Below are 16,203 nucleotides of genomic sequence, written 5' to 3' on the forward strand. Positions count from 1 at the left end.
ACTAGCAACCCTGTGGTACGAGCCCTGAACGCCACGGCAATGATTTTGGCGGTTCTTCCCAAGCTGATAGCTCGCATGTTCACTACCCATTGATGGACACCTATTCCAGTACACCGCTTTGTAAGCGTCTGGTGAACTCATCTTTACCATTAGCCATTGCTGTCGACGTTGGTTGATCCCGTTACCATAGGATCACTTAACCAGAGTAGATCAAGCTATGCTAAGGTTGTCATTCGCCATCCGAGTGTTGTTCGCCTTTTGCCTTTTGATCGCGACCGCCAATCACGTCCGAGCAGATATTCTGCATGGGTTGTTCTGGGACTACGGCTATGGGGACAGTGCCTATTGGGCTAGCCGCGTTTTCTGGGGGGCGCTGACTTTTTTTGACCCGCTGGCGGCAGGGCTCCTTTTCATAAAACCAAGGATGGGAATTATCCTCACAGCGACAATTATTTTGGCTGACGTGGCTCATAACACCTATTACGTCGCACTGAAACAGCAGTGGCTGGAGCCGTTCTATCTATCGCAAGTAGCTTTTCTTATTGCGGTGTTTCTACTCTCACCTATCGTCTGGAGGCGGGAACAGTCCGGCGAAGTCACCGTTTGAACGCCAGCATTCAAGGAGAATTGTGCTCGCCCATCATTTTTCATCCCCATCGTAACCACTCTCTCCCTATACTACGGCTGCTAGGCTCTGTACGAAAAGAGATGTCGCAAACAGCGCATGGAACAAGCCAGCGAGACTATGGCGGCGTAGCTTTTCGCGAGCTTGTCAAAACGAGTTACGATTCGGCGGTTCTCTTTCAGCCAGCCAAACATGCGCTCGATGATGTTGCTCTGCCGATACTTGGGGCGATCAAACAGTCTGGGTAAGCCAGGCGTGGGCTTGCGCTTCATCGAGCGCATCGGGATGACGGGTTGCATTCGATATTGGTCGCAGTAGCGGCGCAGCGCTTCGGCGTCGTAGCCCTTGTCGGCAAGCAACCACTTGCAGCGTTTTCGCGGGCGGCCACGTTGGCTCGACGGGATGCTGACTTCGTCCAGCAACGGTGTCCCGTTGGCGTCGCAGAGCATGTGAACTTTGGTTGTCAGGCCACCGCGATTGCGGCCTAGAGCGTGATCGGTTGGCTCGTCAGGCCCCCTTTTCTCCCGGCGCCAGAAGAGGCTCGGGTTGCGCGTACAGCGGTTGAATCGATCCTCCAAGTTTGCAAATCGATCAAGCCTTGCTCATTAAGTCTCAGGTGCAAGCGTTTGAGCATCTGATCGAATGTGTCCTGGTTTTGCCAACCCCGGAATCGTTGATACACCGTTGACCATGGGCCGAAGCGTTCCGGCATATCTCGCCACGCACCGCTCGAGCAGAGTATCCAGAGCACGCCATCAAGCATCAGGCGGTCGCTCAGGCGGGGCCGCCCCGGCCATGGGATTCAGTGAGGAGATCGGCGACCACAGTCCAGGCCTCATCCGAAAGTTCGTAACGCTTTTCCATCACAGAATGCCTTTCCGTAGATGGCCGGGAACCCTACAGAATTTCAGCTTCCGAAGCGCGCCGATTGGGCTTCTCGGGATTTCGTACAGAGCCTAGGACAATCAGGACTTCGAGTCGGCAACTTTCCCCCGGCACCGCGAGCATTTCGCTAGCCATAGCCTTCGAGGAGTCCGACGCGGAGGCCTTCTGATGAGAGCTATCGACTACCTCCGCGACTGCGGGTTGCGTAGTGTTGCGCGCGCTCTCCTGCCTTTCAAATGCGCCAACAGAGACAACGTAACTCATAAACATCCTGCTGTGATAGTGTTCGTGCAATCTGCAGTGGCCTTGGGCTACTAGCGCCTCCGTTAACCTCCTGTCAGACATAAGACGAGAAATGTCCACACCTACTCAAATAGCTCGATACATTCCGCTCAACGCCCCCGAAACCGCCAACCTAGATGATGAAAGGACTCTGCTTCCGTTGGCTGTATACCAGAGCCTAGCAGGTTTCATCACTAAGGCCCTGCATACAGCCAGTGATCAAAGGGACAGTGTGAAGGTTAATGAGGTTCGTAGCCATAACGCGGTATCGATTGATGGCGAGCGTGGCACTGGCAAGACTTCAGTGTTGGTGAATTTGCGTAAGTATCTTAAAAGTGCACATGAGAGTATCTTGAAGGATATTCATATCCTTGATCCGGTTGATCCGACTTTGCTGGAAGAGCATGAATCACTGTTTCTACATATAATAGTGGCGGCGGTGATTTCGGATGAGGATGTAAAGAAGTTTCAATGTGTTAATCCTGAAGGTTACAAGCAGTTGAATCAAGCGTTGGACAAGCTTGCTCATGCACTGGAGTGTATCGATGTGCAAAAAGAAGAGCGCGGAATGGACAAGCTGCGCGCGCTTTTTGGGAACAAGCATTTGGCCGATCGGGTTCAGGATTTTTTCAGGTCGGTACTAAATTTACTGGGGAAAAAGCTGTTGGTACTGCCGATTGATGATGTTGATACATCACTCAATCGAGCCTTTGAAAATCTGGAAATAGTTCGTCGCTACCTGACCACTCCTTATGTGTTGCCCATCGTCAGTGGAGACCGCGGACTGTACCGTGAAGTGACGTGGCGTGATTTTCACGGTCGTTTAACCGAAGACTCAAGTCACAACACTGAACAGGCATACAACACCGCCATTGAACTTGCCAACGAGTACCAGCGCAAGGTGCTACCATTGCCACGCCGGCTGGTTATGCCTCCGGTGAGTAGGTACCTGAATGATCGGGAAATATCTCTGGGTTTACCAGCCATCATTTCCCTGCCCAATTTCCATGCTTGGTTGAACATCTTCCTGACTGGACCCGTCAATGGCCGCGAAGGCAGCGACCTGACTCTGCCTATCCCGTCGTTGCGAGCTTTGACCCAGCTTGTAAATAGCTGCTCAGACCTTATACAAGCTCTGCCACAAGCTATCCGCTCGGCAGAGAACCCCTTGCAGGTAATGCGTGTCTGGCAGATGCCAACTGTCCATCCAGATTTGATTAAAGAGTTTCATGCCGAGCACCAAAGACTAAATAGGGAAAAGAAGAGGGAGTTCGGCCCGGCATACAGAATATTTGCAGAGCAGCCTCGTGAACAGGCAGGTCTTCTAATCGGCGCACTGGATCAAACGGTGTCCGCCAGTTGGGAACGCACCCTGAGTGATTATTTCCAATACGAGCCGCAGGCTGGCGCCGTATATTTGGTACTCCAAGCCTATCAGTACTGGCAGGGGTTGGCGAATAGTGGCGAAGAGGAGCGCAGGGGTAGTATTTTTGATACTCCACTATTTCAGCCGCTGCAGCATGATGCGACCGGGTTGGAGCAGTTTGTCAAGGTTATAGACTTTTCTGAATGGAAAGCGCACTTGGGTGATAAATTGCCAGACAGCTGGCTGTCCAGACTAGACTCCCACAAAGCGTTGCTTTCATATCCAGTGCCTGAGGTCGGTATAAACTCGGCAAAGGATTGGAAATATTGGGAGGTGATTTCCGGCGTCCAGGCAGCTGATGGGGTGAAAAGTAAAGCCAGTTTTTTACTGTCACTACTGACCCAGCATAACTATTACACAAATGCTAAGCGCAGCATGATGCTGAATATTGGTCGTGTTTTCGAATTGCTGATTACTAGCCTTGTCGGACCGGTTAGTTTGCAAATCCTTCAAGATATTGTACAGGACGCACCGTTCCATTCCACTAGCGCCTTGGCACCTACTAAAACCCTCAGCTTAGGCTTCGATGAGGATGATGAACCTATGGAGAGCGGATTGGATGATGTGTTGGAGGGATTGAATCCGCAGCTCGAACAGTTACAAAAAGAAATTTCGAAATGGCGCGCCCGCCATCAACTTGATCAGGTACGGTTCTCGCCGTGGCTGGTTTATAAGGTGTTCAACAAGGTTTTCAGCCAGATCGCCGGATTTAGGAATGTGCCAAACGGCATGAAGGACATCAGTACTGCACTGGATAAGGTGGGTATGGTGTTCTACGCCACTTGGTCGGCTTTTGGCAGCTTTGAAAAGGGACGGTTATTTGGTCTGCCGGATGTAGTTGCTACCGTCAATCTGAACTCGCCGCACAATTTCGAACAAAATGACCATTTTAAGGTGAATGTGTTGCCTTTTGCGCCGACCAAAGGTCAGCGAGGTCAAGATACTCCCGATTCGATTGCTAAGCGCGAATATGGTGCCAGCACCCGCACAGCAAGTTATTTCCTTGCAGATCATCCAATCAGACTTTGGCTAGATGAAATTTTAGAAATTTCGTGGCCCAAAGAGTCCAGAAAAATTAGTGCAAAAGAATGGCTGTGTGGTCAGTTGGGCGTCGAGCCGCCAGAGCGCCTGACTCTGAAATTTCTAGAGAAAGTGTTGCGTGAAAGAACGGAGGACGAACGCCGGAATGTCATTTCTGAAATGACTCAGCAATATCCTAATGCCAGTGAGCTGAGGTCACTGGAGAAGGTGCACAAAGTCTTGCAGGATAATCAAAGCTGATGTTGAACCGTTCTCTTACCGAAAATGCCACCGGCGGCTTCTATGGAAGCGAGCGGCTCGCGGTACGATTGTGGACTGAGTTGGTCACTCCACAGCAGGGCATAGCACAAGACCGATGGCATGGATTGCAAAATGACTGCTATCAGCTGCTAGTGGACACGCTGGACACGCGCTATCCCGGCCGTTATCGCCTGAACGATGTGCGCCGACTTATGGACCGAATGTGTGATGCGAGGCTGTTTGTCGGGCCGGAGTTGCCCTGGCTTGACGGCTTGTTCGGCCAACTGATGCTCCGCAATGGTGACATGATTTGCTATCGCGAGGCCGAGGTCCAAGCCTATGCACGACTAGCGGCGGAGGTGGACCCGACGCTGCTGGTGGCATGGCATCTGAGTGGCTGGCTGAGGGAGAGTTCACCCACACAGGGGAGAGACATATGCCGCGTCGTATCAGCGCAGGCTCCCTTCTTTGCACCCCCACCCAACCTAGCTTTGCCGCATGCCGAAGGCCATGTCCACCTGGGGGGGATTGCCGCCGATAGTCTCGTTCTGGGTGACTGTTTGCTGAAACCTGAAGGTTTAAGCTGGGCAAGAAACAAACAGTCCGATTGGGTCACGCAGCTGAAGCGTATGCGACAGCTACTGATACTTTTGTTGGAATCCCCACATCGGGAAGGTTGGCCGGTGGAGATTTCAGCGCTAATTAATGACCCGATGGCGAACCAAGAGAGGCTGCCAGATTGGACGCTGTTGGCAGCGAGCCAGACTTCGGCACCAGTGGGGTCTCCCTTATGGGTATGTAGCCAATTTGCCCAGGCCATGATTCGCGGTTGTGCCAACCGCTGGCTCTGGCTGCAGCTATACCTCTGCAGCTTGTATCGTGACGCCCAGCTCGTTCCGCAGTGGCGTGTTGCTGTTCTGTGCTGGCTGCAGACGCTCAATGATTTGCGTCGACGGCTGATCATGGATGGCCAAGGCTTGACTCGTTTCGTTGAACACTATTTTCAGGCCCCTTTGAGGCGCGGCGTCCGGCCTGACTTGCATGAAAATGTGCGCCGGCTACTGGTGGCGAAGGGGGATGTGGCGGAGGTCAAAGCGATGCCGGGGGCATTTTCTCCGAAGGCCGTAGCCAAGCTTTCCGCTGCAGTTGTCAGACAGAGCAAGCAGCATGGAGCCATGCCACCTTATATTTTTGGCGAGCATGAGGTCAGCATCGAGGGGGCCACTGGGCCGTACCTGCAGTCGTTGGAGCGCTGGCAGTTCTGTGGCCATTTCTCTCGCTCTCAAGGGCAAAAGCGGGCTTTCGGTAAAGAACCGAGAGCAGATTTGGAAAAGCACTGGAAAATAGCTGATGAATTGCTTGCTAGTTTGTCTCGGCAGTCGGGTTGGAACCAACCAGAGTTTCTGGGCGGCCGCCTAAATCAAAATTTCCGTTTCCAGCCCGCACGCTGGTTTCGCGGATTAGACGTGGCTGGAGACGAAAATGACCTACGTATCGAGTGGTTTGCGCCTATGTTGCGCTGGTTGCGTCGGGGTTTTGTGTCGCGCCCCGACGGCGAGCACGCCAGCAGTGGCTTTCATCTGAGCATCCACGCAGGCGAGGACTACGCACATCCTTTGTCTGGTATGCGTCATGTCGACGAAACGGTACGCTTTTGTGAAATGCGCGATGGTGACCGACTAGGGCATGCCCTAGCTCTTGGGATTGAACCTGCACAGTGGGTTGAGCGACAGGGCGAGATGATGCTCCCTCTAGATGAGCATCTGGACAATCTGGTTTGGCTTTGGCACTACGCCACGACACTCAGTGGCCGTTTGCCTCTGGCACAACAGGTGCTGCCTATCATTGAGCGTCGTATTGCGCGTATCTTCCCCTTCACACTTTGGCTTGAGCCACCTGAACTGGATAGAAATTACCAAGTAGACGATGGGAAGCCACGGGCTCGTCTAGAGTCGGTGCCTCCTTCGGAGCTTTATCGTGCCTGGTGCCTACGCCGTAACTGTCACCATCTTTGGCAAAAACTGCACGATGATGAGCCAAGAAGTGAGCGGGAACTGTGCGCGGTGCCGGATGCCGTAATGATAAACAGGCTGTCAGATACAGCGGCGTGTATTTACCGTTACCGCCACCAACATTTGGCGGCATCGAGCAAGCTTCCATTGGTGGTAATAAGAGTAGGCAATGAGTGGGACGGGCAGGCGCTATATGGAGAACATGCCAACCCGGTGCGTGAAATTATCGATGACGTAGATACGGTCCCGGAATTAGAATTCATGCATGCCCTGCAGGATTACCTGCTAGATCAATATGACCAGATGGGGCTGATCATCGAGACCAATCCTACGTCGAATGTTTACATAGCTCGACTTGAGAGCCATAGCGAGCACCCGATCTTTCGCTGGAGTCCGCCAGATGAGTCAGTGCTAGAAACTGGCGGCAGGTATAACAAATTTGGTTTGCGGCGTGGGGCGATTAGGGTTTTGGTCAATACCGATGATCCGGGAATTATGCCAACTACCTTGAGAACAGAGTTTTCATTGTTGCGCGAGGCTGCCATCGCGCTAGGGGTGGCTAGGACAGTGGCGGAAGAGTGGTTGGATAAATTAAGGCGCTATGGAGTTGAACAATTCCATAGAAATCATGTCGCTGTATTCGAAAGGGAGAGCGATGACATCGATTTTTAGCCAAAAAGATAGTTTGGGGTTGGCTGTTTGGTTAAGATGTAGCAATGCATTTTGCTTTGTCTATTAACTGAGCTTCATATCTTTATGAAATTGATGGTTGCAACTGGTAAATGGTTCAAGGATTTACTTTTTATCGTGTGACGTAGTCTGGGTAGTTGGCGTCGCTCGATTGAGCCATTCGGGAGGGGGAGATCAAAAGCTTGTAGCGTCCGTCTCAAAGACCGGCAGCTGTCCGTTTCATTTATAGGAAAGTCATGGTCTTAGGCGGGCAAAAGGGAGTGCTTGGAGTTGATGTGTAAAATGCTTGGGGTTCGCAGTTTCGGGCCTCGCGCCCTATGCTCTGTACGAAATCCCGCGAAACCGAATCGCGGCCCCTCGACCGCTGAGATTTTGTAGAGTCCCTCGCCATCAATGGAAAGGAATTCTGTGATGGCAAAGCGTTACGAACTCTCGGATGATGCCTGGACTGCGGTTGCCGAGCTCTTCACTGAAACCCATGGTCGGGGGCGGCCCCACCTAAGTGATCGGCTGATGCTCGATGGCGTGCTCTGGGTGCTCTGCTTGGGTACTGCGTGGCGAGATATGCGGGAGCGATTTGGCCTGTGGCCAACGGTGTATAAACGGTTTCGGGGCTAGCGAAACCAAGGGACGTTTGATCAGATGCTCAAACGCTTGCACCTGAGATTAAATGAGCAAGGCTTGATCGATCTGCAAACCTGGAGGATTGACCCAACCGCTGTACGCGTAACCCGAGCCTCTTCTGGCACCGGGAAAAAAGGGGACCTGACGAGCCTGCCGATCACGTTTTAGGCCGCAGTCGTGGTGGCCTGAAAACCAAAGTCCACATGCTCTGCGACGCCAACGGGACACCGTTGCGCTTCCTCCTCTCTGGTGGTCAAGCCAGTGACATCAGCTACACCCAACCCCTGTTGGATGAAATCTGCATTCCCTCGAGCCAACGTGGCCGCCCGCGTAAACGCTGCAATTGGTTGTTTGCCGACAAGGGCTATGACGCCGAAGGGCTCCGGCGCTACTGCGACCAGTATCGAATGCAACCCGTCATTCCGATGCGCTCGATGAAGCGCAAACCCAAGCCTGGCTTACCCAGGCTGTTTGATCGGCCCAAGTACCAACAGCGCAATATCATCGAACGCATGTTTGGCTGGCTGAAAGAGAACCACCGCATCGTGACACGCTTCGACAAGCTAGTGAAAAGCTATTTCGCCATGGTCTCGCTGGCTTGTTCCATGCGGTGTTTGCGACATTTCTTATCGTACAGAGCCTAAGGGTCCCTGATGGCCATCTTCCTACGAAACGCGCAGTCCTTTCCGACTCTTGGAAACTTGCGAAAACAGCCTCTCGGGAATAAAGTCCTCCCGTCGCCGAAGCATCGGCGATGCGACCTTGGCCGGTCGGAATCGAAAGGCGCATCAGCGCCCAGTCTTCATCGCAGGCGCTTTTTTGTGCCCGCGATGTCGCGTCATGGCGGTGGTGCGTGGGACACCTTCGGGTGTGCCGGGCTCCTTTCGTCCCGGTCGGCCAACCCGCGTACTGCTGCCACCTTAACTTGCTTGGCCGCGAGCGGTGGCAGTTCCATCACGAAAGGAACTCATGCATGACCACCGTAAATCCGCTAAAGATCCTCGTATCCGTTCTCCACCGTCGTACCTCGGCGGCCTTCAACGATCTCACCTCCAGTCAATCTCGCTCTGTCTCTACAACAAGGGAGGCACGTCATGACTGACCAAGAACGCCTATCCACCATCCAAAGCTACGCCTGGACCCTCGAACTGTTAGGCGAAGCCCTGGTCCAGCACGACGAAATGCTGGAGTGCGAACACAACCCTCGCCTGAGCTTTCGCAACACTGCCGGTATCCATCAGGCGATCCGGATCATCAGCCGTCTGGCCAGTGAGCAGTGTGGGAAGGTCATGGAGCGAAACGGCCAGGCCCCTGAGCGTTAGGCGAGATCATCGATGAATGGCGGACGAGATATCACCCTTCGGCTGGTTCAGTTACACCACTTCCGGGACACGATCGGCAGCTATCGTCCGCCCGCATAGCCAATGAGGGCAGCGGCCAGCGCGACCATCGGGAACGGTACGATGAGCGCGAAGATGGCGTCGAGCAGGCCGCTTAAGCGTTGGCGTCCCAGGGGCAGGGACGCCAAGGCTCAGAGCTGCGGACCGCATCAATGGCAGTGATGGTCACCGGTCTTGTGATTGGTGTGGCAGCCCCGGGCGTCAGTACCGCCACTGTGCGCAAAAGCGACTACCGATGAGAACGAAAGGACTGCAGCGATCAACAGCGAAACGATTTTCATCAGGCTACTCCTTGCTTGGCCAGGTGGTGGCTTATTGCCATTTCCAGCGTATGGCAAAATGCTCCCGGTTAACAACCAGAGCAACGCTGGCGCAGCGTATAACTGTCAAAACTGAGCGATATCCTTTTGGCCCGGTTAGGTGTTTTACTTAGTGCTTTAGATTGAGAAGGATCTGATCTAGATGGTGTCGAAGGACAGCTTGAGCGGTTTGATCGCGTTTGTACGTGCGGCTGAGTCGCAGAGCTTCACCTTGGCGGGGCGTGGTTTGGGTATTTCCTCCTCTGCCGTGGGCAAGAGCGTTAGCCGCCTGGAGGAGCGCCTTGGCGTGCGTTTGTTCCATCGCAGCACCCGACAGATCAGCCTGACCAGCGAGGGGCTGGACTTCTTCGCCCGTTGCCGCACCCTGCTGCAGCAATTGCAGGACGCCGAGGCGGCCTTGGCCAACTCCAAGCAAAGGCCCAAGGGCGTGCTACGGGTTAGCCTGCCGGCAGTAGGCTACCGTCTGATTTCCGGAAGCATGCGCGAATTCTACCGGCGCTATCCCGAAATAGAACTGGACCTGGACTTCAGCGACCGGATGGTCGATGTGGTGGAAGAAGGTTTTGACGCGGTAATCCGTAGCGGTGCGCTGCCGGACTCGAGCCTGGCCGCCCGCAAGATCTGCACCTTCCGCTTCGTGCTATGCGCGGCACCCGAATACCTGCAGCGCTATGGCGTCGCCCGCACCCTTCAGGACCTGAGCAGCTATCGGGGTATCGGCTACAAGCTGCCGTCGAGCGGCAAGCTGCAGCCATGGACGTTGCAGGCGCAGGGCGAGCGGGTTCAAGTGCAGGTAGAAACGGCGATGGTCATGAACAGTGTCGAGGCGGTGCTGGCGGCCTGCCGAAATGCCATGGGCGTGGCCTACCTTCCCGACTTTGTGATCCAGGAGTACATCGCCAGTAACGAGTTGACTCTGGTAATGCGTGAACTGAGTCTGCCGGGTGACTTCTGGATCGTCTGGTCGCCGACCAGGCTGCTGTCACCCAAAACACGCGCCTTCATCGACTTCTTGGGCGAGACTGACCTGATGACCAACGCCAGCTGAGCAAACCAGCTGGCGTTGCATCACGCAGGTCAGGCAATCAACAGCTTCTTGAAGCGCGCCGAGTAACGGATAGCCTCGACCACCTTGAGCCGGACCGGCACTTTGTAGCTGTCCATGCGTTCGCGGCTGTACTGGCGTATAGCCCGCAGGACCTCGGCGGTGGCATCGCCATAGTCGCCATCGAGTACCACCTCGGCGGCGACGAACTGCCCGGTCAGGCCGTTGCGCTCGCCATAGGCTTTGCAGTCCTTGATGCGCGGGTGCTGCATCAGCACCGATTCGACCTCGGCGGGGTACACCTTCTCGCCACCGACATTGATGATCTCCTTGCTGCGGCCAAGGATCTTCAGGTAGCCATCAGCATTGACTTCGACCAGGTCGCCGGTCTTGAACCAGCCGTCATCGGTGAAGCTGTCCATGCTGTGGTTGAGGTAGCCCATCACCTGGGTAGCGCTGCGCAGCCACAGTTCGCCGTCGACCACACGGTACTCGGTATCGCCTTCCTGGAAGCGCATGAACAGGCTGTCGGAGGACTGCGAGCTGGTGTTCATGATACCGGTTTCGCTGGTGCCGAAGGTTTGCAGGAATTTCACCTTGGGCAGTTTCTCGCGCAAGGCCCCCAGCAGGCTTTCGGGCATCGGCTCGGTGCCGTAGGTAATCATGCGCAGGGCCCCCAGGTCGTAGCGCCCGAAGACATTGTTGATGAGCATCAAATTGAGGAAGGTCGGCGAGGTCGGCAGCACCGTGATCCGGTGATCGGCGATCAACCGGGCGACGATGTCCGGGCTCTTGGTGGCGGCAATGGTTGCCGTGCCGCCGATGGTCAGGATGTTGAGCAAGGTGTTGATGCCGCCAATATGGTCGAACAGCAGGAACAGGAAAATGCTCAGGCGCCGAGAGCGCTTGTTCTGGTAGCTGGCCACCAGCCGATCGAGGTCGTGCAACATGGCCTTGGGCTGCCCTGTAGTACCGCTGCTGAACAGGATCAGGCCCGCATGCCCGAGCCCCTTGAGCTTGGCCACCAGAGCATTGTCCTCGCCCTGCGGAGTGTGCCGGGTGACCTCGCCGCTGTCGGCATCGATCTGGTACTCGGCTTGAGCGGCGGCAAGCTTGTTCTGCACTTCCTGCTCGTTGCTGGCGGTGTTCAGCGCGATTACGTTGCCGTTCTGGTACAGCGCCAGGAACAGCGCGATGCCACGGAACGAAAAATCGCCCTGGACGAATACCGTGGTCTGCGCCGCGACACCTTGGGCCCGCAGGTGTTCGAGCTGGCGCAGTACCTCGGCCTTGAGTTCGGCATAGCTATGGCTTTGCTGCTCGGTGTTGAGAAATGGTGTATCGGCAAAGCCGTCGAGCTGGTCGATCAGAGGCTTGAGAGTCATCAGAAATTCCCTTTTGTAAGGCTTCGCTCAGAAACGCACCGGAAGTTCGTTGGGACGGCGCAGCACGGTGCCGTTGATCCAGGCCAGCGATTTCGGCGCGCGGTCCAGCTGCATGTCGGGCAACTGTTCGATCAGCGTCTCGAGTACGATGCCGATTTCCAGCCGGGCCAGGGCCGGGCCCATGCAACTGTGGATGCCATGGCCGAACTGGATGTGTGCGGCCTTGTCCTCACGCAGTGGGTTGATCCGCAGCGGCTCGCTGAACACGGCCGGGTCGCGGTTGGCCAGGAACACATTGGCATACACGCAGGTGCCTGCCGGAATCTCACCACGGCTGGTACTCACTGCCTGAGTGGTGATGCGCGGGAAAGCCGACAGCTTGCCGATCGGGATAACCCGGATCAGTTCCTCGATCAGTGCCGGCAACTGCTCCCGGTTACGCTGGGCGTGCGTCCACAGCGCGGGGGCGCACAGAAGCGTGTAGACCGATTTGGTCATCACGCTCAGGGCGTTGTGATCGCCACCTAGCAGAATGCCCAGCAGCACGCCGACGAATTCCTCGTCGGTGAGTGGGTCGTCCATGCTCGCACGCTGGTCGACGTACTGCCGGATGAACCCGTCCGGTTCGGCGTGGCGGGTGCCACGCACGAAGTCCATCAGGTAATCGAAGCTAGCCTTGACCGCTACTTCGATACCCGGGATATCGTCCGGCGGCGCCGACTGGATGATCTGGCTCCAGGGGCGGAACAGTTCGCGGTCCTGCAGCGGGATCCCGAGGATGTGGCACACGGTGGAGGAGGTCAGGTCCTGTAACACCGAGGCGAACAAGTCCGGTGCCAGCTCGCCGTCACGCATGCGCTGGACGTTGCGCCGGGTGGTGGTTCGTACATGCTCGCGCAGGCTTTCCACCCCGCGCTTGCTGAAGGCTCGGGCCACAGTGGCACGCGAGCGCATGTGTGCCGGGTTGTCGAGGTTCAGCAGCAGCTCCGGCTGGGTCGGGCCTGGAAGGAAGGTCGGGCCACCTTCGACGTTGCACAGGGTGCGGCTGATACTCGGGTCGGCCAGGAAGCTACGGCAATCGTCGTAGCGGGTCAGGTGTGTGGCGACGTGGCCGCTTGGCAAGCGGATCTGCTGCAGTGGCTGGTCGCTGTCGAGCACGTGGTAATAAGGCGCGGCATCCAGGTTGGGGATGTCCATCACAAAGGGGAAGCTGTGGGTCGTCATGTCGGGCCTGCCACGTGTCAACGGGATGGATAAAGCAGCGCGCGCACGGCGTCGCACACTTCGAGGCTGTCCTGGAAGTGAATCGCCTGCCAGCCGGCGGCGCGGGCCGCCTCACAGTTCTCCTCGACGTCGTCGATCAGTACACAGCCGTGGTCGTCTACACCCAGCTCGCGGGCAGCCAGCGCGAAGATGCGTGGGTCTGGCTTGCGCAGGCCGACCTTGCACGAATCGATGATGCCGTCCGTGACGTCGTCCAGGCCGACCATGCGCCGCCACGACGTTTCCCACTCAACGGTATTGTTGGTGAGGATGGCCGCCTTTACCCCGGCCGCCTTGACCTCGTGGAACAGTTCGAACATGTGCGGGTTGACCTCATGGTCGGCAAACCACTGCTCGCCGTGGTTGTCGAAATCGCAGCGGCTGAGGTCGATGCCGGGATACAACTTGCGCAGCGCGGCGCTCATTGCCTGCCCCCATTCCACCTGGGTCATCAGGGCAAGCTCAATGGGGGCCTGGAACTGCACGCCCAGTGGACGTGCGACTTCGTGCATGGCCGCTTCCATCTGCTGGCGGTTGATGCCGGTCTTGCCTTCATAGACTCGGTACAACTCAGCGATAGAGGGGGAGAGTACGCCGCCGAAGTCGAACCAGATTGCCTGAGTAGTCATGGGTGTTGTCCTTGTCAGAGTGAAGTCGTCAGGGTGACGGGGGGAATCAGCAGGGTGTCGCGCAGCGACAAATGCGCCAGGCCAACCGAAAGGCCGACGCCAAAGCCACAAGCCACCAGGTTGTCCTGGCGCAGGCGTTCGGCATCCGGGCTGGCCGACAGTAGTACAGGGATCGATGACGGCCCGGTGTTGCCGATACCGTCCACATGCACCGGGATGCGAGCCGCGTCGATGCCAAGCTTTCGGCCGAGGTAATGCAGCATGAAGGCGTTGGCTTGGTGCAGCAGGAAGTACGGGATGCTGTCAGCCGGTAGCTGCAGCTCATGCAAGAAGGCATGCAGTGCGGCCGGAACCTGCTCCAAGGCGAAGTTCATCACCTGCGCACCGTCCATGAACAGGCTGCCAATTGCTGCGCTGGTGGTGCCTGGCTCGCGCTCTGCGGCCTGATACCGTAACGGTGTCCCCAGATGCCTGGCGCCGTTGCCGTCGGTGGAAAAAGCGAACGAGAAACTGTGTGGGCCAGCCTCTACCAGGGTGGCGCTGGCACCGTCGCCGAACACCATGCGCACATGATGGTCCTGTGGCTGTAACAGCTTGCTGATGACGTCGCTGGTGCACAGCAACACGCGTCGGCAGCTACCGCTGGCAACCAGCAGCGAGGCCTGGAACAGGCCATACACGTAGCCAGAGCAACCGAAATTGAGGTCGAACGCCGGGATGTCCCGGCGCAGGCCGAGTCGGGCTGCGAGTATTGCGCTGCTCGCCGGCATCAGTACATCAGGTGTCTGGGTCACCAGCACGAGCGCATCGATGCTGTACGGGTCGACATCGGCGGTGTCAAACAGGCTGCGAGCCGCACCACAGGCGAGATCGGTAGTGGACAGCTCACCGGCGATTCGCACACTGCCGATGCCGGTGCTTTTGGCAATCCGCGCGGCTTCGCGCTCACCGAACAGCGCGGCGAAGTCATCGAGGGTGAGTTGACGATCCGGCAGCGCCGATGAAACCGCGCGGATCGAAAGGCCATGAAGGGTGCTGTTCATCGGAGTACCTCAGGCAGGTTCTGCGAGGCTGCTGGCGACCGCTTCGAACAGTTCACCGAGGGTGTTCAGTTCGTCCAGGATCTCCGGGTGCAGGGCAAGGCCGAACTGGTCATTGAGCACGCCAAGCAAGGTCACCTTGGTCAGCGAGTCCCAAGTGGCCAAAGGCTCAAGCAGGAGGTCATCGGCAAGTTTCGATTCGGGCAGTTCCAGAAGCCCGGCCAGCTCTTTTTTCAGGGCGAGTATGTCCATGCTGTATGTCTCCAGTTGGGTAAAGCCGATAGGGTGGGGGCAGATGCGGTCAGAGCCCGCCGAGGTAGATCACCTGGCCGGTGATGAAGTCGCTCTGCGCCGACAGGAAAAAGTCGGTGACATGGCTGACGTCATCGAAGCTGCCCAAGCGCTTGATCGCCTGTTGCTGTAGCAATGCGTTCATCTTCGACGCAGGAATGGCGCGGGTCAGGTCGGTGTCGATCGGTGTCGGCCCAAGGGCATTGACCGTGATCCCGTAGCTGGCAAGCTCCTTGGCCATCACTGCGGTGAGGGTTTCAACAGCGGCTTTGGAGGCCGCGTACAGCGCTTCACCCTCGAGCTTGAGTGGCCTGGCCACCGTGGAGAAGTTGATGATGCGCCCGGCACCCTCACGCTTCATCAGCTTTGCCGCCTCGCGGCTAAGTAGAAAGGTACCGAGCAGGTTGGTGCGCACGATCTGTTCAGCGGTACTGTAGGGGGTGAGCAGCGAGTGGTTCATACTGGCGATGCCGGCGTTGTTGATCAGGTGATCCAGGCGTTGGTGCCGGCGGCGGATCTCGCTGACCATGGCTAGCACAGCGGCCTCGTCGGCCACGTCCAGGGCGAAGTGTTCGTACCCGGGATGGTCAAGATCGCTAGCCTGGCGGCTGCAACCAATGACCCGATGACCACGCGTCAGGTAGTGCTCGGCCAAGTGCCGACCGATACCTTTACGGGTGCCGGTGATGAGCGTGATCGGCTCAGCCATGTTCCACCTCGGCGCAACGCTTGCTGATGTAGTTGGCGAACGAACCGACGGTGGCGAACGGGCTGCGTACCGCCGACATGGCGCTGTCGTTGACCAGGGTCAGGCGCACATCAAGTTGCTGTTCGAGCAGTGCCTCGACTTCGACAACGATGGACACCAGGCTCATTGAGTCCAGGGCACCGCCATGCCCGTACAGCGCGGTTTTTTCGCCGGCGGCCAGGTCGATGGGGTGAGCCAGGCTCTGGTTTTCCAGGCGGATGGCGGTGTAGATAATTTCCAGGATACGGGACTTCATG

13 protein-coding genes and 2 pseudogenes are annotated in these 16,203 nt (G+C 56.8%); 6 read left to right on the forward strand and 9 right to left on the reverse strand.

Annotated elements, in window-relative coordinates; genetic code table 11:
* The first annotated feature begins 217 nt into the window (after nt 1-217).
* Nucleotides 218-607: a hypothetical protein gene (locus J5M71_RS20030; RefSeq protein WP_207835582.1), complete on the forward strand. Its 390-nt coding sequence runs from the start codon at nt 218-220 to the stop codon at nt 605-607.
* A gap of 80 nt (nt 608-687) precedes the next feature.
* Here the strand turns inward: J5M71_RS20030 and J5M71_RS20035 are convergent.
* Nucleotides 688-1,489 (reverse strand): annotated as a pseudogene (locus J5M71_RS20035) (IS5 family transposase).
* A 376-nt stretch (nt 1,490-1,865) separates the two neighbouring features.
* On the opposite strand from J5M71_RS20035, the gene rdrA reads away from it, so the two are divergent.
* The 4 genes and pseudogenes from rdrA (at nt 1,866) to J5M71_RS20055 (ending at nt 9,147) form a co-directional block, all read left to right on the forward strand.
* Nucleotides 1,866-4,499: an antiviral RADAR system adenosine triphosphatase RdrA gene (gene rdrA, locus J5M71_RS20040; RefSeq protein WP_207835585.1), complete on the forward strand. Its 2,634-nt coding sequence runs from the start codon at nt 1,866-1,868 to the stop codon at nt 4,497-4,499.
* Entirely contained in the window at nt 4,499-7,183 is a 2,685-nt protein-coding gene (rdrB, locus tag J5M71_RS20045) for an antiviral RADAR system adenosine deaminase RdrB (protein ID WP_207835587.1), read from the forward strand. The genes rdrA and rdrB overlap by 1 nt, the downstream gene beginning before the upstream one ends.
* Nucleotides 7,184-7,612: 429 nt before the next feature.
* Nucleotides 7,613-8,469 (forward strand): annotated as a pseudogene (locus J5M71_RS20050) (IS5 family transposase).
* A 450-nt stretch (nt 8,470-8,919) separates the two neighbouring features.
* Entirely contained in the window at nt 8,920-9,147 is a 228-nt protein-coding gene (locus J5M71_RS20055; protein WP_207835589.1) for a hypothetical protein, read from the forward strand.
* 227 nt (nt 9,148-9,374) lie between these two features.
* Here J5M71_RS20055 and J5M71_RS20060 read toward each other — a convergent pair whose 3' ends face one another.
* Nucleotides 9,375-9,506 (reverse strand): YHYH domain-containing protein, encoded by a 132-nt coding sequence (locus J5M71_RS20060; RefSeq protein ID WP_207835592.1) that lies wholly within the window; start codon nt 9,504-9,506, stop codon nt 9,375-9,377.
* A 199-nt stretch (nt 9,507-9,705) separates the two neighbouring features.
* On the opposite strand from J5M71_RS20060, the gene J5M71_RS20065 reads away from it, so the two are divergent.
* Nucleotides 9,706-10,593: a LysR family transcriptional regulator gene (locus J5M71_RS20065; RefSeq protein ID WP_325175955.1), complete on the forward strand. Its 888-nt coding sequence runs from the start codon at nt 9,706-9,708 to the stop codon at nt 10,591-10,593.
* 29 nt (nt 10,594-10,622) lie between these two features.
* Here the strand turns inward: J5M71_RS20065 and J5M71_RS20070 are convergent, their stop codons facing one another.
* The 7 genes from J5M71_RS20070 to J5M71_RS20100 are packed head-to-tail and all read right to left on the reverse strand — an operon-like array spanning nt 10,623 to nt 16,202.
* Nucleotides 10,623-11,975: a fatty acid--CoA ligase family protein gene (locus tag J5M71_RS20070; protein ID WP_207835607.1), complete on the reverse strand. Its 1,353-nt coding sequence runs from the start codon at nt 11,973-11,975 to the stop codon at nt 10,623-10,625.
* Between the two features lie 27 nt (nt 11,976-12,002).
* Nucleotides 12,003-13,199 (reverse strand): cytochrome P450, encoded by a 1,197-nt coding sequence (locus tag J5M71_RS20075; RefSeq protein WP_207835610.1) that lies wholly within the window; start codon nt 13,197-13,199, stop codon nt 12,003-12,005.
* A gap of 17 nt (nt 13,200-13,216) precedes the next feature.
* Nucleotides 13,217-13,867, reverse strand: a complete 651-nt coding sequence (locus tag J5M71_RS20080) for an HAD family phosphatase (protein WP_207835612.1) — start codon at nt 13,865-13,867, stop codon at nt 13,217-13,219.
* Between the two features lie 14 nt (nt 13,868-13,881).
* Nucleotides 13,882-14,910 carry a ketoacyl-ACP synthase III gene (locus J5M71_RS20085; protein WP_207835613.1) on the reverse strand — a complete coding sequence of 343 codons (1,029 nt, stop codon included), beginning with the start codon at nt 14,908-14,910 and terminating at the stop codon, nt 13,882-13,884.
* A gap of 9 nt (nt 14,911-14,919) precedes the next feature.
* Nucleotides 14,920-15,159, reverse strand: coding sequence for a phosphopantetheine-binding protein (locus J5M71_RS20090; protein WP_085626693.1), 240 nt, complete (start codon nt 15,157-15,159; stop codon nt 14,920-14,922).
* 49 nt (nt 15,160-15,208) lie between these two features.
* Nucleotides 15,209-15,907: an SDR family oxidoreductase gene (locus J5M71_RS20095; RefSeq protein WP_085626692.1), complete on the reverse strand. Its 699-nt coding sequence runs from the start codon at nt 15,905-15,907 to the stop codon at nt 15,209-15,211.
* Complete coding sequence (locus J5M71_RS20100; protein WP_085626691.1) at nt 15,900-16,202, reverse strand: hypothetical protein; 303 nt, start codon at nt 16,200-16,202, stop codon at nt 15,900-15,902. The genes J5M71_RS20095 and J5M71_RS20100 overlap by 8 nt, the downstream gene beginning before the upstream one ends.
* Nucleotide 16,203 lies beyond the last annotated feature (1 nt).

The organism is Pseudomonas sp. 43(2021) (assembly GCF_017490805.1).
Classification (GTDB): domain Bacteria; phylum Pseudomonadota; class Gammaproteobacteria; order Pseudomonadales; family Pseudomonadaceae; genus Aquipseudomonas.

Coding starts and splice junctions, on each gene's coding strand:
- J5M71_RS20085 (WP_207835613.1), bottom strand. CDS start 14,910: ATGAACAGCACCCTTCATGGCCTTTCGATCCGCGCGGTTTCATCGGCG.
- rdrB (WP_207835587.1), top strand. CDS start 4,499: ATGTTGAACCGTTCTCTTACCGAAAATGCCACCGGCGGCTTCTATGGA.
- J5M71_RS20030 (WP_207835582.1), top strand. CDS start 218: ATGCTAAGGTTGTCATTCGCCATCCGAGTGTTGTTCGCCTTTTGCCTT.
- J5M71_RS20095 (WP_085626692.1), bottom strand. CDS start 15,907: ATGGCTGAGCCGATCACGCTCATCACCGGCACCCGTAAAGGTATCGGT.
- J5M71_RS20090 (WP_085626693.1), bottom strand. CDS start 15,159: ATGGACATACTCGCCCTGAAAAAAGAGCTGGCCGGGCTTCTGGAACTG.
- J5M71_RS20060 (WP_207835592.1), bottom strand. CDS start 9,506: ATGAAAATCGTTTCGCTGTTGATCGCTGCAGTCCTTTCGTTCTCATCG.
- J5M71_RS20075 (WP_207835610.1), bottom strand. CDS start 13,199: ATGACGACCCACAGCTTCCCCTTTGTGATGGACATCCCCAACCTGGAT.
- rdrA (WP_207835585.1), top strand. CDS start 1,866: ATGTCCACACCTACTCAAATAGCTCGATACATTCCGCTCAACGCCCCC.
- J5M71_RS20080 (WP_207835612.1), bottom strand. CDS start 13,867: ATGACTACTCAGGCAATCTGGTTCGACTTCGGCGGCGTACTCTCCCCC.
- J5M71_RS20100 (WP_085626691.1), bottom strand. CDS start 16,202: ATGAAGTCCCGTATCCTGGAAATTATCTACACCGCCATCCGCCTGGAA.
- J5M71_RS20055 (WP_207835589.1), top strand. CDS start 8,920: ATGACTGACCAAGAACGCCTATCCACCATCCAAAGCTACGCCTGGACC.
- J5M71_RS20070 (WP_207835607.1), bottom strand. CDS start 11,975: ATGACTCTCAAGCCTCTGATCGACCAGCTCGACGGCTTTGCCGATACA.